The organism is Mariprofundus ferrooxydans PV-1, from assembly GCF_000153765.1.
Classification (GTDB): Bacteria; Pseudomonadota; Zetaproteobacteria; order Mariprofundales; family Mariprofundaceae; genus Mariprofundus; species Mariprofundus ferrooxydans.
The window spans coordinates 270,492-295,187 of the sequence record NZ_DS022294.1 but is presented as its reverse complement, the minus strand read 5'-3'; the positions used below and the strand labels follow the sequence as shown (position 1 = coordinate 295,187).

Genomic DNA, 24,696 nt, shown 5'->3' with positions numbered 1-24,696 from the left:
AATGTGAAGCGCTCTGCGGGCATGTATCTGGAGCTGTTTTACTGGCTTTTGCATCAGTTTCGCGGCAAGGGCATCCACCGCAAGGATGCCGTTCGGCTGATTGACTCCACGACGATTGACCTGTGCAAGCATCAGTTTGAATGGGCGAGCTTCCGCACCGGCAAATCGGGCGTGAAGGTGCATACGGTGTATGACCCTGATGCGCAGGTTCCCACCTTCTTTTCCATCACCGCAGCCAAAAAGCATGACAAGAAGGCTGCGGAGCACATGCCCCTGTTGCCCGGCGCCACTTATGTGTTCGACAGGGCCTACAACGATTACGCATGGTTCCATGACCTGACACAAAGGGATATCCGCTTCGTCAGCCGCATGAAGCGCAACGCGGAATTCGAGGTAGTGGCAACGCTCCCTGTATCAGATGACGGTGTATTGGAAGACCAGCATATCCGTCTGTCATCGGCCAAAGGCAGGAAGGAATGTCCGACCATCCTGCGCCGCATCTGCTTCGTGCATGAGGAAGATGGCAAGAAGCTTGTCTTTATCACCAATGACCTGAAGCGCTCCGCCGGAGCCATCGCAGCCCTGTACAAACAGCGCTGGCAAATTGAACTGTTCTTCAGGTGGATTAAACAGAACCTGAAGATCAAACGCTTCATCGGCACATCCGAGAACGCTGTCAAAATCCAGATTATCATTGCCATGATCGCCTATCTGCTGCTGCACATGGCAAGAAGGATCCTGCCTGCAAGCCGATCCATGCAACAACTGGCGAGACTCGTTTCCGTCAACCTCATGCAGCGACGAAACTTGCTCGAATTGCTGGCTGATTCCCCACCGCCGCCAAAGCGACGATTCGCCATAAATCAGCGACAAATGTGCCTCATCAATGCTTAACCGGACAACAGTGATACCAAAATATTAAGGGGTTAAACAGAGTGTCCTTTTCAGAGGCTTTTAAAGCCTTTAAGGAGTATCATAGGGGACCTCGATCAACCGTCATTTCGAGGCTTCCATTTTGTTGGTGGTGAGATCGGCACGTCTGTTTTCCATGTCGATCGGCGGAACACTGCTGAGGCAGGCGTTTTGGGTAACCTGATGGCCCCGGTTTCGAGCCCATCACGCTGCAATCCTGCTCTTCAGAGGGAGTACTCCTGCGGATTTGAGATAGCACAGCCGTTGGATGTTGTAGACTGCTGCCTTCAGGCTGATTCGAAGCCTGGCACGTTCCAACCCGATACATCGTATCGCCTTGCCTCCCATCTGCGCCATGCTGGCAAACGGGTGTTCGACCCGTGCCCGCTTGCTCGCAATACGCCGGTTCCGCTTCGCCTGACAGGGCGAAAGCGGCTTGCCCTTCTTTGCCTTCCTCTGAATGTGCATGCGCCAGCCTTCCGACCTTAGCCTGTGTTCCCGCTCCCTGTCGGCATAACCTCGGTCCGCATAGACATCCCGGCAACTGTTATCACCATCCAGTACGTCCTCGAAATGCTTCGTGTCATGCTCGTTCGCACTGCTCACCTTCACCTTGCGCAGCAACTTGTAGCGATGATCCACGCTGGCCGACATCTTGTACCCGAAGTGTGACTTCCCATGCTTCTTCGTCCAGCGGGCGTCCATATCCTTCTGCCGACGCTTGGCCTCGGCCCAATCCGCAGGCGTCTTGCCCTGTTCAATGGCTTCATTCTCTTCCTTGCTCATGCGCTGTATCGGTGCAGAAACCAGTGTCGCATCGATCATCTGTCCACCGCGTGCGACATAACCTGCTGCATTGATCTGACGGTTCACCGACTCCAGAACCCCATCGTAGCAGCCGGCTTTCACCAGACGCTCCCTGAACAGCCAGATCGTCGTTCGATCTGGTATCTGGCTGCTGCGACGAAGACCAACAAAACGCTGAAAGCTCAGCCTGTCCAGAAGCTGAAACTCCATCTGCTCGTCGCTCAGGTTGAAATACTCTTGCACAATCATGACACGAACCATCAGCTCCACAGGGTAAGGTGGACGACCACCCTTGCTGCGGTCACGCTGCGGAAGCGACTGCTCAACCTCATGCGCAATCTCCGCAAAGTCGATCAGCTCATCAAAACGACGCAATACATCTCCAAGTTTATCCAGCCTGGTTTCTCGTTCCGACGCGGCAAAAAGACTCTCTCGTATCATCTCAGAAAACCTCCGTGCTTTGTGTGCATGATCTCATAAATGAACCGGTTTTTCGAGGTTCCCCATAGTTTAAACTTGAATGACCTCTGGCCGATCACAGGTCAGAAAGGAAGTCTAAGCAAGATTAGAGACAGGCTGGTTCATGGGGATAAATTTGAGGAAAGTGAATTTTCTGCTTTGATGGATGCTGCATATCATTTGAGACTGTTACTCGAACGATGCCTGTTGGTTTATTTGGGATGTGATCATGATCAGGCTGTTTGTTCAACTTCACTGCGGGATGGTGAAGTCATAGAATGTTGCAAAGAAAGCTTCCAGAAATTGAAACATAGTGAAGGCGGCAGATGTTGAGTATTCAAGCAAAGCACCAAGAGCCTTTCTGTATAAACATATTCATTCAACAAAATAGCCATGAAGGCGTTGCAGATGATCAGTGATGAAGAAGCAAAAGCCGTTCAGGAGGTTGCTAAAGCAACACCGCGTATTCTTGATTCTATGGATGGGGTAGGGCGTTTTTTCGATGAGGTGCTTGGGTACCCTATTCGTGAAGCTGGTGGTTTTTTAGGGGATTGGGTTAAGTTCAAACGCGATAATTGGCGAAAGACAGTGGAAATGTCACAAGAGGTTCTAAGTCAGCGTGATATTGGCCATATTGACCCCATCCCGGCTAAATATGCTGTCGATATCATTCAAAGAGCCGCCCTTGAAGATGATGAACTCATCCAAAAAATGTGGGCTGGATTAATTGCAAATAGTCTTGATCCTGCGGTTGATGTTTTTCCAAGAAAAATATTGATTTCACTGCTTGCTGAGTTGGAACCTCTGGATGCTCGTTTTTTAACAGAGACGAGTAAGTTAAAGTCTATGGATTTCAGGCTTTCAGAAGTGCTGGGCTCGATGGAGATGCCTTTATCAGATATTCTGTTGACCATTGATAATTTATGCCGATTAGAGCTCTTGCGAAATAATGCGATGTATGGTTTTGGGGGCGCAGATGGTGTGACTGAAGACTCACCATTTTCGCTAACTGCCTTATCAGCAACCTTGTTATCAAGTGTTCAAATGGAAAGATAGTATGATTGAATCCCAACACACCGAATACAAGGAATGCTGGCGCGATGAGTATTTCCAGTGGATTTGCGGCTATGCCAATGCACAGGGCGGCAGGCTGTTGATCGGCGTGGATGACCATGGCGAGGTGTGCGGCATCAGCAATGCGCGGGAGCTGCTGGAGAAGCTGCCCAATCAGGTGCGGCAGTTGATGGGCATTCTGGTCGATGTGAACCTGCTTGAAGGGAATGACAGGGAATATCTGGAAATCGTTGTCGAGCCTTATCCCTACCCGATCAGCTACAAGGGGAAATACTACTATCGCAGTGGCAGCACCAGGCAGGAGATGAAAGGCGCGGCGCTGGATCGGTTCCTGCTCAAAAAGCAGGGCAAGCGCTGGGATGGCGTGCCTGTGCCGAATGTGCGCGTGGAAGATTTATCGGATGCCACATTTGATTATTTCAGGGCGCAGGCGGTAAAAAGCAAGCGGTTAAGCGAGGATGTGCTGCGCGAAAGCAATGGCGCCCTGATCGACAATCTGCACCTGAAGGAAGGCGACTATCTGAAACGGGCGGCGATTCTTCTGTTTCACCCTGATCCTGAGCATTTTGTCACGGCGGCCTATGTGAAGATCGGCTTCTTTGAATCGGACAGCGACCTGCGCTATCAGGATGAGGTACATGGCAATCTGTTCGAGCAGGTGAACAAGGCGATGGATCTGCTGCTGACCAAGTATATGAAGGCGGAAATCCGCTACGATGGCGTGAATCGCATTGAGGAATATCCGTTCCCTGAAGCGGCGCTGCGCGAGGCATTGCTCAACGCTATTGCTCACAAGGATTACAGCGGCGGCTCGCCGATCCAGATCAGCGTTTATGAAGACAGAATCATGTTCTGGAACGATGGCCAACTGCCCGAGCACTGGACGATCGACAAGCTGCTGCGAAAACATCCCTCGCAACCGTATAATCCGGATATTGCCAACGCCTTTTTCAGAGCCGGCCTGATTGAATCATGGGGGCGCGGCGTGGATGTGATGGTACAGGCCTGTCGCGAATACGGATTGCCTGATCCGGTGCTGCGTTATGACGATTCAGGCTTCTGGGTGGAGTTTGTGGGTAAACATATGGAAAAAACTACCCAGAAAACTACCCAGAAAACTACCCAGAAAATTCTGTCTGTTCTGAAAGAAAATCCGGCAGCAACCAGAAAGGAGATCGCGGCGATATTGGGGGATATCACAGAGGATGGCGTGAAATACCAACTGAGCAAGATGAAAAAGGCTGGTCTGATCGAACGGGTTGGCGCGGATAAGGGCGGTCACTGGAGGCTGTTGGGCACTCCGGATCAGGATTGACCAATGTGGCCCAATATGAATAATATGCTGGCTGCGCTGCAGGGGAATGTCTACCTGGCTAAAAGCCGTACGAATGAGCCTGCCGTGATAGCCGAGAAGCTGGGAAATATCGAAAAACTGAGCCAGCGAGCAGCCGAGATCGTGCGCCAGCTGCTCACCTTTGCGCGCAAGGATATGGTACAGATGCAGAGCTTGCCGCTGAATATCTTTCTCAGGGACGGACTGAAGCTGGCGCAGAGCACGGTTCCTGAAAGCATTGAGTGTGTCAAAGATATTTGTGAAGAGCAGGTCATGGTGATAGCCGATGCCACGCAGCTGCAGCAGGTGTTGATGAACCTGCTCAATAATGCCCGTGATGCCGTTGCCGCTAGCGAGAACCCGCGCATCCGGGTAAGGCTGGAGACCTGTGAGCCGGCGGAGGTGTTTCGTCTGAAATACCCGAACATAAGGGCGGAGAGGATGGCTCACCTCTCTGTTGAGGATAACGGCAGTGGTATAGCGCCTGAAATCGTGGATAAAGTGGTTGAGCCGTTTTTTACGACCAAGGATGTGGGTAAAGGTACCGGATTGGGGCTGGCGATGGTGTACGGTGCCGTGCAGACCCACGGCGGTGTGTTGGAAATCGACAGCCAGCCGGGTAAGGGGACGACCATCCATATTTACCTGCCCGTGATGCATGAGCAGCGCAAACAGATCAGGGATAATGCGGAAGAGACTGCTCACGGCCATGATGAACTGGTACTGCTGGTGGATGATGAAACAGTGGTTCGGGATACGGTCGGCGAAGTACTCGACAGCCTTGGCTACCGGGTGGTTAGTGCATGCGATGGCAAAGAGGCACTGGATTATTATCACGCACATCAGGATGAGATCGCCATCGTACTCTCCGATGTGGTCATGCCGGGGATGGGCGGTATCGAGCTGATTCAGAAGATTCGTCAACTGGGCAGCGATGTGCCGACAATCCTGCTGACCGGTTACGATTTTTCAGGCCGCAGCGATGAGGTTGACGCGCTGGATAACTGTGAGCTGCTTGGTAAACCGGTCGCTGTCGCCAGTCTCAGCCGGTTGATCAGGAAGATGATCCGGACCTAGTCGTCTCGAAAGCGCTGTGCGCTTTTCTCTGTCGTCATCCGCGCGTATTGTTCCGACATGGGAGCGAGCATGCAGATCAGGCCAAAAGCCGTACTACTGGATCGTGACGGCGTTATCAATTTTGATTCGCCTGATTATATTCTGGCGCCGGATCAGTGGCAGCCGATACCCGGTTCGCTGGCGGCGATTGCACGCCTGCATGCCGCCGGCATTGCCGTAGCGATAGTCAGTAATCAGTCGGGATTGGGACGCGGCATGATGGATCAGCAAACATTCAATGCCATCCATGCCAAAATGATGCTGGCGATTGAGCAGGCCGGTGGCTTTATCTCACATGTTGCCTATTGCCCGCACGGGCCTGACGACGGCTGTGTTTGCCGAAAGCCCGAGCCGGGAATGGTCATTGAATCACTGGCGGCGCTGGGTTTATCCGACAGCCCCGCGGATGCACTGTTTATCGGCGACTCCGTGCGTGACGTTGAGGCGGCCGATGCCGCCGGTGTGCCGGCCATGCTGGTGCGCAGCGGCTATGGCGATGACGCCGCCATTCTGGAGAGATCGCGCCGGTTGCAGCCCGATATCACATGCTATGCCGATCTGGCAGCTGCGGTTGATTTTATTCTCGGTGGAGATTGCTGATGCTGGTTATCCGTTCTGCCCTGTTCAATCTCTGTTTCATGATACTGACGCCGCTGTTTTCGCTGCTGGTGATCCTGTTCCGTCCCTTCGGTTTTTCCGCCTCATGGTTGTGGGCGCGGATGTGGTCTCAAACGATATTTATGCTGCTGCGCCTGCTCTGCGGTATTCGAATTGTCATTGAAGGCAAAGAGCATCTGCCCGATCATGCCTGTGTGGTGGTGGCCAAGCATCAGTCGGCAGCCGAAACGGTGGCCATGCCGATTCTGGTGCCGCCCTATACCTGGGTGCTGAAACGGGAGTTGTTCAATATCCCGTTTTTCGGCTGGGCGCTGGCGCTGCTGGGCACGATCGGTATTCGTCGCGGCTCTCCGCGCGAAGCGATCAAACAGGTGATGCAGGATGGTTCTGCGATGTTGAATCAGGGGCGCTGGGTGGTGATTTTCCCGGAAGGTACACGCTCGTCGGTGGGTACTACCGGCAACTACCAGCCGGGCGGCGCGATTCTGGCGCAGAAGGCGAAGGCCGGCATTTTGCCGTTGGCGCACAATGCCGGAGCCTTGTGGCCCAAACGCGGTTTTATCAAAAAGCCGGGAACGATCACCTTCCGCTTTCTGCCCTATATTCCGGCGGAAGAGGTCTCATCGATCAAACGTAGTGAACTGATGACACAGCTGGAAGCCGATATTGAGGCGGCTACGCGCCAGCTGGGCGGTTGAGAAGAGCTGTTTCACCGCGCAGGAAGCGCGGAAAAACAGCATCGTTGCAAGGTTTATGACTTATCTTTGTTGCTGTTCTCTTCTTCGGCTTCGATGCCGGTCTCCGATTCCGCTTCAACGATAACCGCCTCTTCGGCACTCTCCTCTGATGCATCATCCCACGCTTCATCCGCCGCTGCTTCTTCAACCACTTCGGGTATCAGTGCGGTGTTATCCGGCCAGTCTGCAAACGGATAGGGGCGCGCATCGGTATTGAAGGTCAGGTAGCGCAGGATCTGGTAAACAAATGTGGCCAGCTGACCGCCGAAAGAGAGCAGACGCTCATTGGTGCTGCCGGTAAACAGCAGCCAGAGGAACTGGGCTACAACAACCGCCAGCAGCACAAAGCGGGATACTGCATATACGACGCCGAACAGCGCCATAAACAGCAGCCGCATCCAGACATTGGTATTGGTCACGTGATCTTTTAATTCTTCATTCATGGCTATCTCCATTGGTCTACTCAACAGCAGGGCAGGGATCAGCGATGCGACGCTGATCACATGGGGAGCTGCCGCCCTGTCATCCACGTATGCTAATTCTTGCCGCCGCGACGCTCTTTTTCCATCTATTTGTTGGTGATCAAAAAAGGCGACCGATTGCTCGGCCGCCTTGATGGTGTTGCTGGTGGCTAAATAACCAAGCCCCTGTGTTGTTTACAACTCGCCCTTATAGCGGGCAATGGAATCGACAATCTCTTTTCTGGCTGCATCGGCTTTACCCCAACCGGTCACTTTTACCCATTTATTGGGCTCCAGGTCCTTATAATGCTCAAAGAAGTGGGAAATCTGATTGAGCAGGAAATCATCGACGTCTTCCAGACATTTTACGTTATCGAATGATGGTTTCAGCTTGGAAATAGGCACAGCCAGTACCTTGGCATCCTGGCCGGCTTCATCTTCCATGTGCAGAACGGCAATCGGACGGCAGCGCACAACGCAACCGGTAATCAGCGAGAACTTGGAGATCACCATGACATCCACCGGGTCGCCATCGTCGGAGAGAGAATTGGGCATAAAGCCGTAATTGCACGGGTAGTGCATGGCCGTGTGCATGAAGCGGTCGACATAGAATGCGCCCGACTCCTTATCCAGTTCGTATTTTACCGGATCGGCATGCTGCGGTACTTCAATAATTACGTTGATCTCATCCGGCGGATTGGCGCCGGCAGGAATTTTACTGATATCCATGTGTCTCCCCTGTCGTGTGATAAATCGCTATTGTAAGAGCGATTCTTTCAGGCACAAGCAGCAGATATCTGCCTGTGCTAAACTCAAAGCTTGTGGAGGTGGCCCATGTCTTCAGGTGCAGTGGAAAAACGTTTGAAACAGATTCAGTCCCGGCTGGGCTTGCGAGCGGACGGCCTGCTCGGGCCGGATACGCTGAGCAGAATCGAGGTGCTGCTTGATCAGGCGGATCTACCGGCAGCACGGCCTCGCGATTTTCAGCTGATCTGCTCACGCACAGGTCTGCAGCAGATTGCCCGCTTTGAAATATCTTCCGATGCATATTACCGCCGCTTTCTGTCGCATCCCGTCTGGCCGAAGGGGCAGAGCGGCATCACCATCGGCATCGGTTATGATCTCGGTTATCAAACCAATCTCCGCTTTCGCAAGGATTGGCAGGGGTTAATCGCCGATAGCGATCTGGAACGCCTGGCTGCGGTGACAGGGGTGAAGGGGGAGGCGGCGCACACCGCGCTTGCCGATGTTGCCGATATCACCATCCCGCTGGATGCCGCCAATCAGGTCTACTATACCGCCACGCTGCCTGCCTATGCCGCGCGTACGCGCAAGGTCTATCCGGGTGTGGAAAAATTACCGGCTGATGCACAGGCGATGCTGCTATCGCTGATCTACAATCGCGGCGGATCACTCTCCGGCAGCAAGCGACGCGAAATGAAGGAGATCGTGCCGCTGGTTGCGACCGCCGATCTTGCAGGCATTGCCGCAGAGATCCGCGCGATGAAACGACTCTGGGGTAGCGAGCTCTACGGCCTGCTCAAACGCCGCGATCTTGAGGCGCAGATCATCGAGCATGCCGACCGGGATTACACCTCCGATGAACTGATCTACGTCTAGGCTGCCCATAAATCAGTATCGTCCCAACAGTCATGCGAATCAGGCCAAGCTCGATGAGTTGAGAAGCAACTCAATTCTCATGCCTGATCCTGACATTTCTCTTTGTCTGGTTATGTAAGCAGGCTCAAGCATGTGTCTTTTCAGAGCTCTTCGTCATTTTTGCGGGCAATGCGGTGGCGATAACCACTACAATCTCTTAACTGGAGGAAAGCGTGATCCTATCAATGTTAATATGTGTTGGCGTAGCTGCTTACTGTTTTATAAATGGCATGGTACTGGCAGGGGTACTGACGCTCCTGGGCCTGATCCCGGGACCGGGTGCTTTACCACTGCTTGTCTCCGCAGTGATGCTTGCCGTAAATGATCATTATCTGACCGCATTATTTCCTGTGTTCGCAGTTCTCAACAATTACTTCTGGGCTGTTTACTCCCTGACAAGATAGGTGGCTCGTCAAACCGGGTCCCATTCTTCAATTTCCCGATGCTCGCCTGTGGATATGGAAACGCTGCATGCTCTTTCGGCGGCATGGCATGTGCCAATATCGCTGCGCAAAGCAGCACGCCCAGGGCCAGCCATGCTTCCACCGTTACTCCGTGCGCAAACCGGCGGACCAGCGCGCCAGCCTCGCGTGGCCTCCATGACGGGTACCATTGCCGCAAGACCCGCAGCGCTAATCCTGTTCGCTGCCCGGGCAGCAGCCCGCCTTCACTATGGCGCAGCAGCGGGAGAGTGAAAAAACGGTTGAACGCAGCTATGGCGGCCATAACGCCTGCGAGCGCCAGTTTGAACAGGAGTATCCGGCCGTAGCTACTGGACCACAGGTCGCTAATATGGCCAAGCTGATGTCGGGGTCAGGCAAGAGTTATTGAGTTATTCGATTCCATTGAATATATACCAACAGCTTTTAGCCCTTCATCTTAAAGTAATCAGAAAAAGCTTCTTTGATTGTCTCCTCGGCGAAAGCAATATTGTCATCGGATAGCTGCCCAAAGAGCTTGCGTTTTTTGTTTGATAAACTCCCGCCATTTTGGACACAGAGATTGACCAGCAGGGTCAAATCCTTATCCGGCATATCGTGTTCAGCATCAATGATGCGTTTGGCTTCATCAAACGCACTCAGGTATTCCAGCTCCAGCGGCAAGCGATGTGTTACAAACTGCTCAATGCACTTATAAATATACTCTGCCTGCTCAGTGGCATCGGCATAGCGATATAGCTCGGTCGTATCGTTTGTCAGTTCGACATTATAATCCGCCGTAACTAACCATTCAGATCGCGCAAGAATCGGAGCTGAAAGCTTTTTCAGTGAGGCAATATAGTCATCAATGCTTTCAAGAAGCTCTGATGAAACTGGAACCTTGCCCAGTTGATGCAGAATAAAACGGTGAATACGCCCGTTTCCGTCTGAGAATGGGTGGATGATAATAAATCCGTATGCCAATGCCGTAGCGGCTGCGACAGGGTGTCTGTCGAACATAAGGGAATAAGCCTCAAGCCAGGCGCCCATCAGGTCATTCAGGCTTTCAGGGTGTGCGCTGATATGTTCCGGTAGCGGTGTTGCATCAGGAAGTCGGTCGCCAATCCAGCCAAAGTCTGTTCGCCACCCATGATCCGGAGTAGATACAAGCTGCTTTTGCATCTCAAACAGTCTGGCGTCATCAAGCCGGGAGCCCATGAATGCACGAACCGTTTTCATCCAGCGAACAGCACGGTTATCAAATTTTTCTTTTTCAATCTCGAAGCTTTTCTGGGAATCCCTGGTCAGTATAAAAGCTTCAGCTCTGCCAATCATGGGATGACTGGAATATGCATCCGTCATCTGCTTATGCAGTTGTTTGCTATCGAAAGCTTTCATGGTTGGCGTTTTACGAACCAGCCAGCAAAAAGCAGGAACGCCGGGCATATTGTTGCGGACTTTATGGCGGGGTGAATTGGTTTTATCTGCGGTGTAATAGGATTTTTCATCCAGCGCATCAACGTATTTAAACTTTGTATCTGCATCGGGCAGGTCTAACTGTTTACCAGTCAGCCACTCGTAAAAAAACCATGCACGGCGCGTCTGCAAACCCTGCGGATTTCCGGAGATCCACTGTTCGAGCTCTTTCAGGTCACAGATAGTGAATAATGCCTTAAGCATACCAAGGTTCAGGTTTTCGTGCTTGAGTGCGAAAAGAAGGTGACCTGCCAGGCTCTCTTCGGGTTGGTACTCTGGACGGAAAATGCGGCTCTCAGAGCTCCTTGTGCCCCCGATTTTTGAAACGGGATTGGGAGAGTCAATATCCAGTTGATATGTTCTTTTCAGCCATTCATAGCCGCAATAATGTACGCTCATGTGCAAAATCATACGCTATGGTTGATATAAATACAAAAACAAACGCGCATCAGAAAACTAAAGCCATCACCGGTTCTCTGGATAATGTGATTGCTCTATGTGAATATTCTTTTTTCATACAAGAAAATGCTGCTTCTGACGCCCCCTGCTTTCAGGGGAGGATTACCATTGAACTGTATGCAGGGGTGGGTTAGGGTGAAATGAAAAAGGAGCTGCGATTGCTCGCAACTCCTTTTCATGTGGTGGGCAGGGAGGGAATCGAACCCCCGACACGTGGATTTTCAGTCCACTGCTCTACCGACTGAGCTACCTGCCCTCAGACACCCCTTTCGGGAGCGCGGATTATGGGAGAAAAGTTGCCGGATGCAAGCTTGAATTGTTGATCACGCGAACAAGCCATAATGCGGGCGTGTTTGAATAGCGTTGTTGGCAACTGGGGCGCTGAAAGTCTGCTGCCAGTCTGAGGGACGCACGCGCGGCAAGCGCCTTCAGATCGTAAATACGCCTGAGAAGGTTTGGGTGACAGGGCCTTCCAGCCGGACGTTTTTCGCGCATCCGGAAACGGTTACGGTGCCGCCCGGCATCTCAATGGTCAGTGGCCGGACTTCGCCTTCCGAGTACCAGATGGCCGCGGCTGTGGCGCAGGCGCCGCTGCCGCATGCCAGCGTGCGACCGGCGCCGCGTTCAATGATGTCGATATAGACATGGTTGGCAATCTGACCGGTCACAATTTCGACATTGAGGTCGGACGGGAATGCTTCGGTTGCTTCAAAGAAGACGCGGTGCTGGTTGCCGATGTCGATATCGACATGCGCATCGGTTGAGTTGATCACCGTGGCAGGCCCCATCTCGACGCAAATGCCGTTGATGCCGGCCTCGGCTCTGACAATGCGGTCTTTCAGGGCAATCAGGACGAACTCTTTACCCAGCAGCTCGATCAGCAGCTGGCCGACACAGCGCAGGCCGTTGCCGCAGTTGGCTGCTTCCGAACCGTCGTTGTTAAAAATGCGTATGGCGGCATCGGCTTTGTCGCTCTGCTCCAGCACCAGCAGCTGGTCGCAACCGATGCCGTAACGGCGCTCGGTGATGCGGCGTACCCAGGCCTCGGTAAACTCCGGCAGAGTGGAGGTCAGGCCGTTGAGCACAACGAAATCGTTGCCCTGAGCCTGCATCTTGTAAAAGGGCAGTGAATTCATTTGCTGTGTTCGACTTCAACCGTGGTGTAAACGCCGCCACGTACATTGAATACGGCCGTCACCTTGATCTGGCGCGGATCGAGCAGGGCGATCAGATCGTTGGCGATCATATTGGTCACCTGTTCGTGAAAGTGGCCCTCATCGCGGAAGCTCCAGTAGTAGAGTTTCAGTGATTTCAGCTCCACGCAGAGCTGATCCGGCACGTAATCGAGTTTGATCTCGGCAAAGTCCGGCTGGCCGGTTTTAGGGCAGAGACAGGTGAACTCCGGCGAATCGATACGGATATGATAGTCGCGTTCGGGATTCGGATTCTCGAAAGTCTCCAGAAATTTGCCCGGTCGATTGATGATGGCGCCCAGTTTGTCACTCATGCCAGAACCTCAAAATGTTTAATAATATCGGAATAGATCGCGGTCAGTGTCGCAAGCTCGCTAACGGCAACCTGCTCGTTGACCTGATGGATGGAGCTGTTGGTGGTACCGAGTTCGGCAACAGGTATGCCTGCGGCAGCCAGAAAACGGCCGTCGGAGGTGCCGCCGCCGGTATCGCGCAGGGTCTCTGTGCCGGTCACGCGCAGAATACTGCCACAGACCAGATCGAGGAAGGGACCGTCCGGCGTGGAGAAGGCGGTGGCTACATGGTCGAAATCGAGTGTGCACTCGCAATCGGCGCAAGCCGCTTCAATCGCGGCCCTGATCTCATCGAAGCTGTTGCCTGGATTGTAGCGGATATCAATAAAGGCATCGCAGTGGCCGGGTATCACGTTCGAGGCGCCGGTGCCGCCGCTGATATTGGTGATCTGGCAGGAGGTGGCAGGAAAACCCGCACTCGGCTCACCCCACTTAATTGCAGCAATACGTGCCAGTGCCGGAGCGGCGCGATGAATCGCATTATCGGCATCCTGCGGGTAGGCGGAATGGCCCTGTTTGCCGTGGATCGTGGCACGCACCTGCACGACGCCGCGGCGGCCGCGGCGAATGGTGTCGCCGACGCTGTTCGAGCAGGAGGGCTCTCCGATAATAACGGCATCGGGCAGTGTCGCGGCAGCCTGCATATGCTCGACAATACGGATCGTGCCATCGATCGAGTCGCCCTCCTCATCGGAGGTAATCAGCAATTGCAGGGTCGGTAGCGGGGTGTATTCGCCGCACAGCTCTGCAATCGCGGCAATCCAGCAGGCGATGGCGCCTTTCATATCCTGAGCGCCGCGACCATGCAGGATGCCGTCGATGATCTCGGCCGAGAATGGCGGCTGTTGCCACTGCTCGACGGGGCCTGTCGGCACCACATCGGTGTGGCCTGCAAACGCAAGCGTGCCCGGCAATTCACCGGTGCGCGTATAAATGCTGTTGGTAATGCCGCCGGTATCGACATGGGTACGTACAAAGCCCAGAGGGGCCAGCAGCGATTCGATATAATTCTGGCAGCCGCCATCTTCAGGCGTGACTGATTCGCGCTGGATCAGTTTTATGGCAATGGTAGTGGCAATATCAGGCATGCCAGCACCCTAATCAAAAGCGGCTGCCGGTGGTACTCTTGTTATAGGTTAAGATATGAAGCCTGCTGGGCACCCCGACGGTGAAGCACTGTTTATCAGCTGATTTCGATAAAACTTTCGCAGCGGCGCTCTATATGCGTAAACACAGGCTGCAGCGCCGCCAGTTTCTCGATGCGCTTGATCGTGGAGGCGGGCACATTGGCATAGGTTTCCATGAAGGTGGTTTTGTTATCCTGTTTGCGGATGTACAGCTTGCCGCGAACGCCGGTTTTTTCCGCACTGACATTCAGCCAGTCAATCAGCTCGGGCTCCAGCTTCTCATCGGCGTGATACCAGATGAATGCATCAGGCATGACATGCTTCCAGCACATGCAGGGTTGCACCGTTTTCCAGACTCAGCGCGGTTGCCGACTCTGCGGTTTCAATCGGCAAGAGCGCGATGCCGATACAGCGGTTTTCCTGATCAATCGCGGCTGATTTCAGCTCACCGATATTCACACTGGTTCGAATCGGGCAGGGGAGAGTATCCGGCCTGCCATCCACAGATACCCTGTAGAGTTTCTTTTTGATGCCGCCGCGCCAGTGCATACGGCTGGTGACTTCCTGACCGACATAGCACCCTTTTTCGAATGATACGCCGTCAAATTCAACCAGGTTGGCATTCAGCGGGTGGATGGCTGCATCCCACTCGATGCCGAAATCGGGAAAGCCGCGAATAATGCGCATCGCTTCGAAGGCATTCTGTTCGACTTCGGGCTGGCGGCTTACCACCGCTCTGATGCTGGTGGCGGCAGTTACGACCCAATAGCCCCGCGGATGGTGGGGCATGACAATGGCAAAACAATCTGTTTCAGGGTTACGGCTGGTTGCCAGCCACATCTCATCCGGTTCAGGCAGGGCAAAACTCTCCAGCTGGCTGTGGGCATGGGTGCCCTGCAGCGAACAGATGGCAAGGGCTTCAACCACGCCGATGCGTAGCTCCTGCCCCAGCGCGAACTGGCGCAGGCGCGCCACGGTGGCGGTGGCGTATGAGGCAGGGGTGAGCAGAATCAATTCGTCGTTGTTGCCTTCAATGATATAGAGCTCGGTGACTGCTTTGCCCTGCGGGGTAAGCAGTGCGGTGTGGATGGCACAGTCGGCGGAGAGTCGATTCATATCCTGCGTAATCTGCCCTTGCAGGTAATCACGTACCGTTGGTCCGGAAGCCTTCAATACCGACCAGTTTCGGCGCTCGGCCATGACGCTGCCATTGAGCAGTAGTTCGGCAGTTTGCGGGGATAACAGGGGCAGATGGAGTGACATGGGCTGATTCTACGGGGAGGGGCGCGCTTGTGAAAGCATTGCAGAGATAGGGGTATAATGAGCGTATCTATGATGTCGCAGGATGCGCTGCGCCGCTATGCTTCGGCCATTGAAGTGGTTCGGGGTGGTATATGGCCAAGCGTATGAAGTTGTCCGGCAACAGGAAAAGGAAGATCGAGCAGTTGCTGGGCGTTGCGGGACGCGCGCTGCAGCAGGGTGAGACAGAGGCGTGTGAGTCGGCCTGCGGGCAGCTGGAAGCCTTGTATCCGGATCACCCGGATTTGCTGCATCTGCGTGGTTTGCTGGCGTTGCAGCAAGGGGATGTCGATGCCGGTCTGCTGCAGCTGAAACAGGCGGTTGCCGCAGCACCGACGCGGGCGGATCTGTTGGCCAGCCTGGGTAACGGGTGGTTTCAGGCCGGAGATACGCAGGCCGCGATGGAGTGTTACCGACAGGCTCTGGCGCTGGATGCAACCGATATCGCGACGCATCTGGGCATGGCCGGTGCATTGATGGCGCAGGGGGAACTGACCGAGGCGCGGGTCATGCTGGAGCGAGCCAGAAAACGCAAACCGGGCGATGCCATGGTGCGCATGGGCTTGTTTCAGGTCTGCCATGCGCTGAATCTCTACAGTGAGGCGCGCACGCACCTGGAAGCGATTCTCGCCCGCGATGCAGGCCATGCCGAGGCGCATTACGGGTTGGGCGTACTGGCGCTGGAGCAGGGCGCGCTGGAAGAGGTGCGGGAGCACATCCACCATGCGCTGCAGGCCAACCCTTACCATGCCGATGCCTGGCTGGTGCTGGCTGATTTGCGTCGTTTCGAGGCTGAAGACGATGAGACGCAGGCTATGCAGCAGGTTTACCAGCACTGCCCGCCGGGCAGTGATGCCCGTATGAAACTGGCTTTTGCGCTGGCCAAGGTGAGGGATGATCTGGGGGACTATGCTGCCGCGTTTGAGCTGTTGCAGGAGGCCAATGCGATCCGGCACGCGGACAACGCATTCGATACGGATGCGGCGGTTGCTGCACTGGCGGAGATCACGACGCTCGATGGTGAGCGGATGCGCGAAAATGCGGATATCAGTCATACACCGTGCCTGTTCGTGCTTGGTATGCCCCGTTCGGGTTCCACACTGGTTGAGCAGATACTGGCGGCTCACCCGGACGTGACGGCGCTGGGTGAAAACGGATGTCTGGAGTCCGCCATTCGCGATGTTGTCGGGGATATTTCACTCTCGCCTGCGGCGCTGAATGCGTTACCGCAAGCGCAGTGCACGGCTATCGGCGTGCGCTATCTGGAGCGGGTAGAGCAGTTGTACGGCAGTTCCAATTGTTATTGTGATAAAACCCTGAGCCATATCGCTCTGGTGGGCCTGATCCATCGCGCGTTGCCGCAAGCCCGCTTTATCCATCTGCAGCGTGATCCGCTGGATACCTGTTTTTCCATCTACAAGAATAACCTGCAGGGGGCTCACTTTGGCTATGGTTATGCACTCTCCGAACTGGCGCAATATTATCAGGGTTACCTGCAGTTGATGGCATATTGGCGCGAGCTGCTGCCTGCCGATCTCTTTTATGAGCTGGAGTATGAGAAGCTGGTGGCCGGGCAGGAGCAGCAGACGCGCCTGTTGCTGCAGGCATGTGGACTGAGCTGGAGCGACGCATGTATGCATTTTCAGCAGGCAAACCATGCGGTGCAGACCGCCAGTGCCGTGCAGGTGCGCAAGCCCTTGTCGACTGCTTCGATCGGCGTATGGCGACAATATGAGGCTTACCTGACGCCGCTTCTGGGGCTCATGCGTACGGATTAGCACTGCTGAATTCAGCGAACGTTATAAAGCCATATGTTTTTTTCGATTTTCCGACTGAGAGTCGCTCAGCGCTCTGCGAGAATCTCTCTGGCCGCCTGACAGTCGAGGGCGATCTGATCCGCCAGGTCGGCATGACCGGTGAACTTCCGATCTTCACGGATGCGTTGTACAAATGCGACATTCAGGCACTGGCCGTACAGATCGGGTGAATCATCGAGCAGGTGGGTTTCCAGCAGCAGCGTGCGGCCATTGAATGTCGGCCGGTAACCGAGATAGGCGGCACCCAGCCATTGCTTCTCCTTGTTGTTGGCGCGCACGGCATAGATGCCGACCGGTGGGTGAGCCAGATCCCCGACATCGATATTGGCGGTAGGGAAATTCATCTGGCGACCGCGCTTGTCGCCATGCAATACTTCTCCTGCGATAGCGTAATCGCGCCCGAGCAGGCTGGCTGCCAGTGTGAAATCCGCAGCTTCAACCGCCGAGCGGATGCGCGACGATGAGACGACAGAGCCTAACATGGCAAAAGCGGCAGCCTCGGAAACGGTGAAACCAGCCTCGTCACCCAGTTTGCGCAGATCATCGACATGACCCTGACGATCATGTCCGAAAGCGAAGTCATAACCGACATGGATATGGCGGAATGCAAATGTATCGAACAACATGCGTGAGAATTTCTCGGCCGACCATGCCGCCATGGCTTTGTTGAACTCGAGCAGCAGTACGGCATCGGCACCTGCCTGTTGCAGATATTGCAGGCGCTCGTGCACATGGCAGAGGCGGCGCGGTGCCTCTCCCGGAAACAGGACTGCGCGCGGATGCGGCTCGAAGGTGACTACGATGGTGGGGCCGCCGACATCCATGGCATGGCCGCGTGTTTCAGCCAGCACCTGTTCGTGCCCCATGTGTACCCCGTCAAAGTTGCCGACGGTAATGGCGCCGCCCTTGAGTTCAGCCAGTGACGCTGCTTCTTCCCATGAATGAATAATTTGCATCGGCAGAGGCTAGCGCGTCCGGCTGCGTCGTTCACGCAAAAGCGTGCATCTTCAGGAGTAAGGGGCGTTGCCAGACCCGCGCGACGACTGTTTGAAAGCCACGAACATCGTAGTCCGTAGTCGGAGCGGTGCAATGACCACTATGCAGCCGCCCATGCCAGTGCATCGTCAGGTGAGAGAAATACCCGGCATCGATAATGACACTGCAGCATGTATTCACAAAAGGCACTTGCTGTCGCGACAGCTTCCGGTGAATTGCGACTGATGATTGCAACGTTCAAATTATTCTTTGTATTGGATCTGAGGCGAATAATGCCGGTAAAATCCTTTACATCGCAGATATCAAACGGTGTGTTGGTCGCATGTGTGTAATCTTCAATGAGGTAGCGCAGGGAGTTGAATCGCGGGTTATCCTGTAGCTCAAGTGTTGCTTCCAGCACGTCGCATAGTGAGAGGTTACCGCTATATTTCCGGTGAAGGCCGCAGCCATCATCTTGCCAGCAGTTTTCAATATGCATGACGGGTCGCACTTCTGTCGGACACTTCTGCCAAAATGCGTGTTGTGTGAGGGGTCAGCATCAGCTGATGGCGTTTGGTTTTTCCGGCCAGTGGCATTCGGCGGCAACCGGGCAGAGGTGGCAGCGCGGTTTGCGCGCCGTGCAGGTATAGCGTCCGTGCAGGATCAGCCAGTGGTGGGCATGTTGCATGAACTCGGGAGGTATGGCTTTAAGCAGCCCTTTTTCCACCTCCAGCGGATTTTTTCCCGGAGCAAGACCTGTGCGATTGCCGACCCGGAAGATATGCGTGTCCACCGCCATGGTCGGCTCATCAAACAACACATTAAGCACCACATTGGCGGTTTTCCGGCCTACGCCTGGCAGCGCTTCGAGCTCCTTGCGCGTACGCGGCACCTTGCCGTTATGGCGATCCACCAGCATGCGGGCGGCGCCGATCAGATGTTTGGCCTTGCTGTTATACAGGCCGAGTGTGGAGATATAGCCTTTCAGGGCTTCCTCGCCCAGAGCCAGAATGGCTTCAGGCGTATTGGCAACAGGATATAACTTCGCCGTCGCCTTGTTAACGCCGACGTCGGTGGACTGGGCCGACAACATGACGGCCGCTAACAGCTCAAACTCGTTATTGTAGTTCAGTTCAGTGACCGGTTCCGGGTCGGCTGCGCGCAGTTGCTCGAAAAAGCGCCGGACTTCGGCGGCGTTCATGCGGGGCATGCGACGTTACGGGTTCACTTCATTAAGGGTGAGCGTAACCTGACGGTCAATAATGTCTCCGGCCGGATCAAGTACCTGTTCGACGAGGAACACTGTGTCGCCGGTTATTTTTTCGATCTTGCCGTTATTTTTACCCAGATAATTGCCCCGATGAATGACATAGCCTTTGTTGGTAGAGTCTTCAACCATGGCAACGCGCTCTCCTCCCATGCTGAAGATGGCAACCAGCTTCAGACTGTCCAGGTCATAGCTTTCCAGTGGCTCACGCTTCCGGTTGGAGAGCAGGAACTTGTTTTCCATCAGGGCACTTTTCCCGGTGCTGGTCACGCGGGCCAGATAAGAGGAGAAGGGATCGCGCAGCGTGGCGAAATCGATGTCGGGGGCAGTAACCAGATGTTGCATCGCATCCGGTACCTCGGCATCCGGAGCGGCGGCATAGAGTGTCGGCGACAGCGCCATGCAGATCATCAGTCCTGTCAGTCGTTTCATTTTACCTCCCGGTGCTTGCGGGCGAGGCCCGTTCATGCAAGCAACACGAGCAGAATTCATGCCAGCGCAACGCAATATGAACGGAATTCATGTTTGTTGCAAATCAAAATGAAGAACAGTCGTGCATAGCTTGCTGTTTGCCATCACGTTTTAATGTGGCTGTCCCACTTTTGTGACGCTCTTCCTTCACCGTTTGCCTGATGAGCCGAAACCGCCGCTGCCGCGTGCTGTGTCTGAGAGCTCGGTGACGGCATGGAAATCAGCCTGTACGAACGGAGCGATAATCATCTGGGCGATGCGGTCACCGCGGCTGATCGTGAAGGGTTGATCTCCCAGATTGATCAGAATGACGCCGATCTCACCACGGTAATCGGCATCGATTGTGCCCGGCGTATTGAGTACGGTGATGCCCTGTTTCAATGCCAGGCCTGAACGGGGCCGAATCTGGGCTTCGTAGTTGTCCGGCAGGGCCATGGCAAATCCGGTTTTGATCAGCCGGCGCTCGCCGGGCTCAATGGTGATATCCTCATCTACTGCCGCGCGCAGGTCTGCACCGGCAGCGTGGCTGGTAGCATAAAACGGCAGCTCCAGCCCTTCGCCATGGGGCAGTCGCATGATATTGATATTCGGTTTATTACTGTTCATCGGTTTAACCTCGTGACTTGATCGATAATAGCGGCTGCGAAGATCTGTTTGCTGCCTGCGGTCAGTTCCATTTCATGCTTGTGGTCAATCCACCAGCCGCTGGCTGAGGCTGCGCCCATATTGGAAATATCATTGGCTACGACCGCATCAATGCCCTTGCCGAGCAATTTGGCCCGACCGTTTTTGATGTGTTTTTCCGCTTCAGCAGCAAAGCCTATGATTTTGCAGGGGCGCTCCGGCATGGCGGCGATGGCCGCGATGATATCAGGGTTGGCGATCAGGTCGACGGACATGATCTGCGTGTCGCCGCGTTTGATTTTGCCGGTCATTGTCGTATTGAAACGAAAATCACTGACGGCAGCTGTGCCGATGAAGATATCAGCACCTTTGGCTGCCTGACGGCAGGCTGTCAGCATCTCTTCAGCCGATTCAACAGCAATACGCTCAACGCGTGGGTGTGAGGCCGGCGTGCCCGGGCCTGCAACCAGTGTGACCTGTGCGCCAAGTGCTGCAGCCTGTCCCGCCAGCAGGGCGCCGAGGGTGCCTGTGGCGCGATTGCTCAGGATGCGTACGCCGTCCCAGGCTTCCACCGTAGGACCGGCATTAATGACCCAGCGCTGACCTGCCAGGCGGTGGTCGCTCAGCAGTGACAGCATGGCATCGCGTATGGATTCCGGTTCACTGAGTCGGCCGCTGCCTGATTCCCCGCAGGCCAGCTCGCCGCTTGCCGGGCCGACCAGGTGCATGCCGCGCTTACTCAACAGCGCCACGTTGCGCACTGTGGCGGGAGCCAGCCACATCGAATGGTTCATCGCCGGCGCCAGCAATACCGGGCTCTCGGCAACCAGCATAATGGTGCTGAGCAGGTCATCAGCGATGCCGTGTGCCAGTCGGGCCAGCAATCCGGCTGTGGCCGGAGCGATGACGATCAGGTCGGCCCAGCGCGCCAGCTGGATATGGCCCATCGACTGCTCGGCCGTCAGGTCGAACAGCTCGGTATAGACCTCTTCTCCGGTCAGGGCAGCAAAGGTCATCGGTGTGACAAACTCACAGGCCGAACGGGTCATGACGCAGCGTACTTCCGCACCCTCTCTGATCAGCAGGCGGGCAAGCTCGGCCACCCGGTAAACGGCAATGCCGCCACCAATGCCGAGAAGAATATGTCTGCCTTTAAGCATGCCGGCTGCGGGCAGCGTTTATGCTCACGACGACTGCAGCTCTTTCAGCGTGTTGAGGACCTCTTCGACATGGCCCTTGACGCTGACCTTGCGCCAGGCGGCGGCAATGTCGCCTTCAGGATTGATGATGAAGGTGGATCGCTCTACGCCCATATACTCTTTACCGTAGTTCTTTTTAAGCTGCATGACATCGAAAGCCTTGCACAGCGTTTCATCCGGATCGGAGATCAGGGTAAAGTTCAGAGCCTGCTTTTCAGTAAAGTTACCGTGTGAGCGCACCGAATCGCGCGAGACGCCGACGATGCTTGCGCCTGCAGCGCTGAAATCAGGGCGGGCATCGCGGAATTCGCATGATTCCGTCGTGCAGCCGGGGGTGCTGTCTTTCGGGTAGAAGTAGAGAATGATCCACTGCCCGGCCAGGTCGGCCAGCTTCAGTCGTCCTTCAGGCCAGGTATCCAGTTCGATCCGGGTTGGCGCCGGGTCGCCGGGGTTGATGCTGTATTCTGTCATGAATGCCTCCGTGGTGTGGGCTGAAGACTAGCATGATCTGTCGCGCAGGTAAGTGTGCCGCAGTGTGTATATGGTTTTTATGTCTGCATGCGTCTGCCGGTGGTACTCGGGCCCGTGTTTGTTAGTGTCCGTCCGACCGTAAATCTGGTATGAAGGAGTTGTTTCATGCAGCAGGAATCCGTAGCTGTCACATTTCACCCGAAAACAGTGATATTGGCCGAGCCGCGCGGCTTTTGCGCCGGCGTGGATCGGGCCATCGAAATCGTTGAGCGTTCGCTGGCCGTTTACGGTGCGCCGGTCTATGTGCGCCATGAAATCGTTCACAATCGCTATGTCGTTCAGGATTTGCAGGCCAAGGGGGCGGTATTTATCGAGGAGGTGGATGATGCGCCGGATGGTGCGCTGCTGATTTTTTCGGCGCACGGTGTCAGCAAGGCGGTGCGCGAGAGTGCCGACAGACGGGGGCTCAGGGTTATCGATGCGACCTGTCCGCTGGTGACCAAGGTGCATCTGGAGCTGTTACGCCATTATCAGCGCGGCGATCAGGTGATCCTGATCGGCCATGCCGGCCACCCCGAAGTTGAAGGGACAATGGGGCAGGCGCCGGCAGGTGCAGTGCTGCTGGTTGCCACGCCGGCAGATGTCGAGGCGCTGCAGGTAAAGGACCCGGCGCGTCTGGCCTATGTTACACAGACCACGCTGAGCGTGGATGATACCGCCGATGTGATTGATGCCCTGCGCCGCCGCTTTCCCCTTCTGCAGGGGCCCAAGCGTGAGGATATCTGCTATGCCACCAGCAACCGCCAGGCGGCGACCAAAGAGCTGGCTAAAGCCAGCGATGTTGTATTGGTGATCGGTTCGAAAAACTCGTCCAACTCCAACCGTCTGCGTGAGGTGGCCGAGCGATCGGGTAGCGCGGCCTGGCTGATTGACGGGCCGGAGGATATCGATCCGGACTGGCTGACGCCGGATGCCCGCATCGGCATCACGGCCGGCGCATCGGCACCGGAAGTGCTGGTGAACAGCGTGATCGCATGGCTGCAGGCGCGCGGTTATGCCGGCGTGGAAGTGCTGGTGGTGAGCGAAGAAAATGTCACGTTTAGTCTGCCCGAGCAGCTACGTTAATGATGCGCCTGTATCCGCGCCCTTACGATTGCCCTGCGCACGACAAACTTCTAGCGTGCTGGCATGGCTGAATTAGAGAAGAAACTCACCGTGCTGCGTCAGGCGATTGACGCGGTTGATGACGAATTGCTGGAGCTGATCCGCAAGCGGGCTCGTCTGGCCGGTCAGGTCGGCGAGGCCAAACAGGACAGTGCCGATGCACCGTTCTATGTACCGAGCAGAGAGGCCTCAATTATCCGGCGTATGCTGGCGCGCAATGCCGAGGCCGCTACCAGTGCGCATGAAAGCAAGATTCCGGATGAGGCTATCCATGGTATTTATCGTGAGATTATCGGCGCGTGCCTGGCGCTGGAGCATCCGATGACCATCGCCTATCTGGGGCCTGAAGGTACGTTCAGCCATACCGCAGCCAGTCGTCAGTTTGGCTCGACTGCCAAATATCTCGCCTGCAGTACGTTGGAGCAGGTGTTCGATGAAGTGGAGTCGGGCAGGGCCACTTATGGTGTGGTGCCGGTGGAGAATGCCTTTGAAGGTGCGGTGACGCCGACACTGGATCTGTTTGCCGATATGGAGCGCGACGTATTTATCTGCGCCGAGGTGCAGCTCTCGATTCATCATCACCTGTTTACCTATGCCGAGTCTCTGGCTGATATCGATGTGGTGATGTCGCATCCGCAGCCGCTGGGTCAGTGCCGCGGCTGGCTATCCGAACATCTGCCGAATGCGCAGCTGATGGAGGCATCATCGACCATTCGCGCCGCCCAGATAGTCGATGAAGCCAAAGCAGCTGCATCGCCGACGCTGGACTGGCGCCGCTGTGCGGTGATTGGACCCTACTCGATTGTTGATCGGGCGGGGCTGCCGTTGCTGCAACGCAATATCGAGGATTTTCACGATAATACGACCCGCTTTTTTGTCATCGGACAGCATGATTCACCTGCCTCGGGCGAGGATAAAACCTCGCTGGTGATGTCAATTCGGGATGAGCCGGGAGCCCTGCATCATCTGATCTCCTCCTTTGCTGATCGCGGGATCGGGCTGACCCGTATTGAATCACGGCCATCAAAGAAGAAGCTGTGGGAATATGTGTTTTTTGCCGATATCCAGGGCCATCGCGATGACAAGGCCGTCGCCGGAGCGATTGCTGAAATCCAGGCCAAGCCAGGCGGCTTTATCAAGGTGCTGGGGTCATATCCGGTATCCAAACCCCTATAAAACCTTTCACCACAAAGGACGCAGAGGACG

Annotated in this window: 29 protein-coding genes and 1 tRNA gene; 12 read left to right on the top strand and 18 right to left on the bottom strand. The window is 55.2% G+C overall.

Going from position 1 to position 24,696, the window contains the following annotated elements:
• On the top strand, nucleotides 1-894 hold an 894-nt coding region (locus SPV1_RS01370), incomplete at its 5' end, for an IS4 family transposase (RefSeq protein ID WP_009849283.1).
• A gap of 222 nt (nucleotides 895-1,116) precedes the next feature.
• On the opposite strand, the gene SPV1_RS01365 is transcribed toward SPV1_RS01370, so the two are convergent.
• On the bottom strand, nucleotides 1,117-2,160 hold the full coding sequence (locus SPV1_RS01365) for an IS5 family transposase (protein WP_009849282.1): 1,044 nt from the start codon (nucleotides 2,158-2,160) through the stop codon (nucleotides 1,117-1,119).
• A gap of 426 nt (nucleotides 2,161-2,586) precedes the next feature.
• Here SPV1_RS01365 and SPV1_RS01360 point away from each other — a divergent pair, with 426 nt between their 5' ends.
• The 5 genes from SPV1_RS01360 (at nucleotide 2,587) to SPV1_RS01340 (ending at nucleotide 7,017) form a co-directional block, all read left to right on the top strand.
• Nucleotides 2,587-3,234 carry an Abi-alpha family protein gene (locus SPV1_RS01360; RefSeq protein ID WP_018294628.1) on the top strand — a complete coding sequence of 216 codons (648 nt, stop codon included), beginning with the start codon at nucleotides 2,587-2,589 and terminating at the stop codon, nucleotides 3,232-3,234.
• Nucleotide 3,235: 1 nt separating this feature from the next.
• Complete coding sequence (locus SPV1_RS01355; protein WP_009849280.1) at nucleotides 3,236-4,567, top strand: ATP-binding protein; 1,332 nt, start codon at nucleotides 3,236-3,238, stop codon at nucleotides 4,565-4,567.
• A gap of 15 nt (nucleotides 4,568-4,582) precedes the next feature.
• Nucleotides 4,583-5,662: a hybrid sensor histidine kinase/response regulator gene (locus SPV1_RS01350; protein ID WP_040881579.1), complete on the top strand. Its 1,080-nt coding sequence runs from the start codon at nucleotides 4,583-4,585 to the stop codon at nucleotides 5,660-5,662.
• 69 nt (nucleotides 5,663-5,731) lie between these two features.
• On the top strand, nucleotides 5,732-6,301 hold the full coding sequence (gene gmhB, locus SPV1_RS01345; protein WP_009849278.1) for a D-glycero-beta-D-manno-heptose 1,7-bisphosphate 7-phosphatase: 570 nt from the start codon (nucleotides 5,732-5,734) through the stop codon (nucleotides 6,299-6,301).
• A complete protein-coding gene (locus tag SPV1_RS01340) occupies nucleotides 6,301-7,017 on the top strand; it encodes a lysophospholipid acyltransferase family protein (protein ID WP_009849277.1) in 717 nt (238 codons plus the stop codon). The genes gmhB and SPV1_RS01340 overlap by 1 nt, the downstream gene beginning before the upstream one ends.
• A gap of 53 nt (nucleotides 7,018-7,070) precedes the next feature.
• Here SPV1_RS01340 and SPV1_RS01335 read toward each other — a convergent pair whose 3' ends face one another.
• Both SPV1_RS01335 and ppa read right to left on the bottom strand, forming a co-directional pair.
• Nucleotides 7,071-7,499, bottom strand: coding sequence for a DUF4389 domain-containing protein (locus SPV1_RS01335; RefSeq protein WP_040881371.1), 429 nt, complete (start codon nucleotides 7,497-7,499; stop codon nucleotides 7,071-7,073).
• A 213-nt stretch (nucleotides 7,500-7,712) separates the two neighbouring features.
• On the bottom strand, nucleotides 7,713-8,246 hold the full coding sequence (gene ppa / locus SPV1_RS01330) for an inorganic diphosphatase (RefSeq protein WP_009849275.1): 534 nt from the start codon (nucleotides 8,244-8,246) through the stop codon (nucleotides 7,713-7,715).
• Between the two features lie 105 nt (nucleotides 8,247-8,351).
• On the opposite strand from ppa, the gene SPV1_RS01325 reads away from it, so the two are divergent.
• A complete protein-coding gene (locus tag SPV1_RS01325; RefSeq protein ID WP_009849274.1) occupies nucleotides 8,352-9,137 on the top strand; it encodes a lysozyme family protein in 786 nt (261 codons plus the stop codon).
• Between the two features lie 402 nt (nucleotides 9,138-9,539).
• Here SPV1_RS01325 and SPV1_RS14760 read toward each other — a convergent pair whose 3' ends face one another.
• Nucleotides 9,540-9,920 (bottom strand): hypothetical protein, encoded by a 381-nt coding sequence (locus SPV1_RS14760; RefSeq protein ID WP_407942739.1) that lies wholly within the window; start codon nucleotides 9,918-9,920, stop codon nucleotides 9,540-9,542.
• On the opposite strand from SPV1_RS14760, the gene SPV1_RS14575 reads away from it, so the two are divergent.
• The gene (locus SPV1_RS14575; RefSeq protein WP_009849272.1) at nucleotides 9,849-10,007 is read left to right on the top strand and encodes a hypothetical protein; all 159 of its coding nucleotides are present in this window, start codon (nucleotides 9,849-9,851) and stop codon (nucleotides 10,005-10,007) included. The genes SPV1_RS14760 and SPV1_RS14575 overlap by 72 nt on opposite strands.
• Before the next feature lie 35 nt (nucleotides 10,008-10,042).
• On the opposite strand, the gene SPV1_RS01315 is transcribed toward SPV1_RS14575, so the two are convergent.
• Entirely contained in the window at nucleotides 10,043-11,470 is a 1,428-nt protein-coding gene (locus SPV1_RS01315) for a Fic family protein (protein ID WP_040881367.1), read from the bottom strand.
• Between the two features lie 17 nt (nucleotides 11,471-11,487).
• Between SPV1_RS01315 and SPV1_RS14435 the strand changes: the two genes are divergently transcribed.
• On the top strand, nucleotides 11,488-11,664 hold the full coding sequence (locus SPV1_RS14435) for a hypothetical protein (RefSeq protein ID WP_196795086.1): 177 nt from the start codon (nucleotides 11,488-11,490) through the stop codon (nucleotides 11,662-11,664).
• A 46-nt stretch (nucleotides 11,665-11,710) separates the two neighbouring features.
• Here the strand turns inward: SPV1_RS14435 and SPV1_RS01310 are convergent.
• From SPV1_RS01310 to ygfZ, 6 genes are all read right to left on the bottom strand, one after another.
• Nucleotides 11,711-11,786, bottom strand: a tRNA-Phe gene (locus tag SPV1_RS01310).
• A gap of 172 nt (nucleotides 11,787-11,958) precedes the next feature.
• Nucleotides 11,959-12,666 carry a diaminopimelate epimerase gene (locus SPV1_RS01305; RefSeq protein ID WP_009849270.1) on the bottom strand — a complete coding sequence of 236 codons (708 nt, stop codon included), beginning with the start codon at nucleotides 12,664-12,666 and terminating at the stop codon, nucleotides 11,959-11,961.
• Nucleotides 12,663-13,037, bottom strand: coding sequence for a preQ(1) synthase (gene queF, locus SPV1_RS01300; protein WP_009849269.1), 375 nt, complete (start codon nucleotides 13,035-13,037; stop codon nucleotides 12,663-12,665). The genes SPV1_RS01305 and queF overlap by 4 nt, the downstream gene beginning before the upstream one ends.
• Nucleotides 13,034-14,164, bottom strand: coding sequence for a succinyl-diaminopimelate desuccinylase (gene dapE, locus SPV1_RS01295; RefSeq protein ID WP_009849268.1), 1,131 nt, complete (start codon nucleotides 14,162-14,164; stop codon nucleotides 13,034-13,036). Before dapE ends, queF begins: the two co-directional genes overlap by 4 nt.
• Before the next feature lie 95 nt (nucleotides 14,165-14,259).
• Nucleotides 14,260-14,517: a hypothetical protein gene (locus SPV1_RS01290; protein ID WP_009849267.1), complete on the bottom strand. Its 258-nt coding sequence runs from the start codon at nucleotides 14,515-14,517 to the stop codon at nucleotides 14,260-14,262.
• Nucleotides 14,510-15,466, bottom strand: a complete 957-nt coding sequence (gene ygfZ, locus SPV1_RS01285) for a CAF17-like 4Fe-4S cluster assembly/insertion protein YgfZ (RefSeq protein WP_009849266.1) — start codon at nucleotides 15,464-15,466, stop codon at nucleotides 14,510-14,512. Before ygfZ ends, SPV1_RS01290 begins: the two co-directional genes overlap by 8 nt.
• Before the next feature lie 131 nt (nucleotides 15,467-15,597).
• Between ygfZ and SPV1_RS01280 the strand changes: the two genes are divergently transcribed.
• Nucleotides 15,598-17,280: a tetratricopeptide repeat-containing sulfotransferase family protein gene (locus SPV1_RS01280; protein ID WP_009849265.1), complete on the top strand. Its 1,683-nt coding sequence runs from the start codon at nucleotides 15,598-15,600 to the stop codon at nucleotides 17,278-17,280.
• 65 nt (nucleotides 17,281-17,345) lie between these two features.
• Here the strand turns inward: SPV1_RS01280 and SPV1_RS01275 are convergent, their stop codons facing one another.
• The 7 genes from SPV1_RS01275 to SPV1_RS01245 form a co-directional block, all read right to left on the bottom strand.
• A complete protein-coding gene (locus SPV1_RS01275; protein ID WP_009849264.1) occupies nucleotides 17,346-18,275 on the bottom strand; it encodes a bifunctional riboflavin kinase/FAD synthetase in 930 nt (309 codons plus the stop codon).
• A 140-nt stretch (nucleotides 18,276-18,415) separates the two neighbouring features.
• The gene (locus tag SPV1_RS01270) at nucleotides 18,416-18,793 is read right to left on the bottom strand and encodes a hypothetical protein (protein WP_009849263.1); all 378 of its coding nucleotides are present in this window, start codon (nucleotides 18,791-18,793) and stop codon (nucleotides 18,416-18,418) included.
• A 60-nt stretch (nucleotides 18,794-18,853) separates the two neighbouring features.
• Nucleotides 18,854-19,495: an endonuclease III gene (gene nth / locus SPV1_RS01265; RefSeq protein WP_009849262.1), complete on the bottom strand. Its 642-nt coding sequence runs from the start codon at nucleotides 19,493-19,495 to the stop codon at nucleotides 18,854-18,856.
• A 15-nt stretch (nucleotides 19,496-19,510) separates the two neighbouring features.
• Complete coding sequence (locus tag SPV1_RS01260; RefSeq protein ID WP_009849261.1) at nucleotides 19,511-19,993, bottom strand: pilus assembly protein PilP; 483 nt, start codon at nucleotides 19,991-19,993, stop codon at nucleotides 19,511-19,513.
• A gap of 186 nt (nucleotides 19,994-20,179) precedes the next feature.
• Entirely contained in the window at nucleotides 20,180-20,638 is a 459-nt protein-coding gene (gene dut / locus SPV1_RS01255; RefSeq protein WP_009849260.1) for a dUTP diphosphatase, read from the bottom strand.
• On the bottom strand, nucleotides 20,635-21,816 hold the full coding sequence (gene coaBC / locus SPV1_RS01250; RefSeq protein WP_009849259.1) for a bifunctional phosphopantothenoylcysteine decarboxylase/phosphopantothenate--cysteine ligase CoaBC: 1,182 nt from the start codon (nucleotides 21,814-21,816) through the stop codon (nucleotides 20,635-20,637). The genes dut and coaBC overlap by 4 nt, the downstream gene beginning before the upstream one ends.
• Before the next feature lie 24 nt (nucleotides 21,817-21,840).
• On the bottom strand, nucleotides 21,841-22,326 hold the full coding sequence (locus SPV1_RS01245) for a peroxiredoxin (protein ID WP_009849258.1): 486 nt from the start codon (nucleotides 22,324-22,326) through the stop codon (nucleotides 21,841-21,843).
• A 165-nt stretch (nucleotides 22,327-22,491) separates the two neighbouring features.
• Here SPV1_RS01245 and ispH point away from each other — a divergent pair, with 165 nt between their 5' ends.
• Nucleotides 22,492-23,451 carry a 4-hydroxy-3-methylbut-2-enyl diphosphate reductase gene (gene ispH, locus SPV1_RS01240; protein ID WP_009849257.1) on the top strand — a complete coding sequence of 320 codons (960 nt, stop codon included), beginning with the start codon at nucleotides 22,492-22,494 and terminating at the stop codon, nucleotides 23,449-23,451.
• A gap of 63 nt (nucleotides 23,452-23,514) precedes the next feature.
• Nucleotides 23,515-24,666 (top strand): prephenate dehydratase, encoded by a 1,152-nt coding sequence (gene pheA, locus SPV1_RS01235; protein ID WP_009849256.1) that lies wholly within the window; start codon nucleotides 23,515-23,517, stop codon nucleotides 24,664-24,666.
• Nucleotides 24,667-24,696 lie beyond the last annotated feature (30 nt).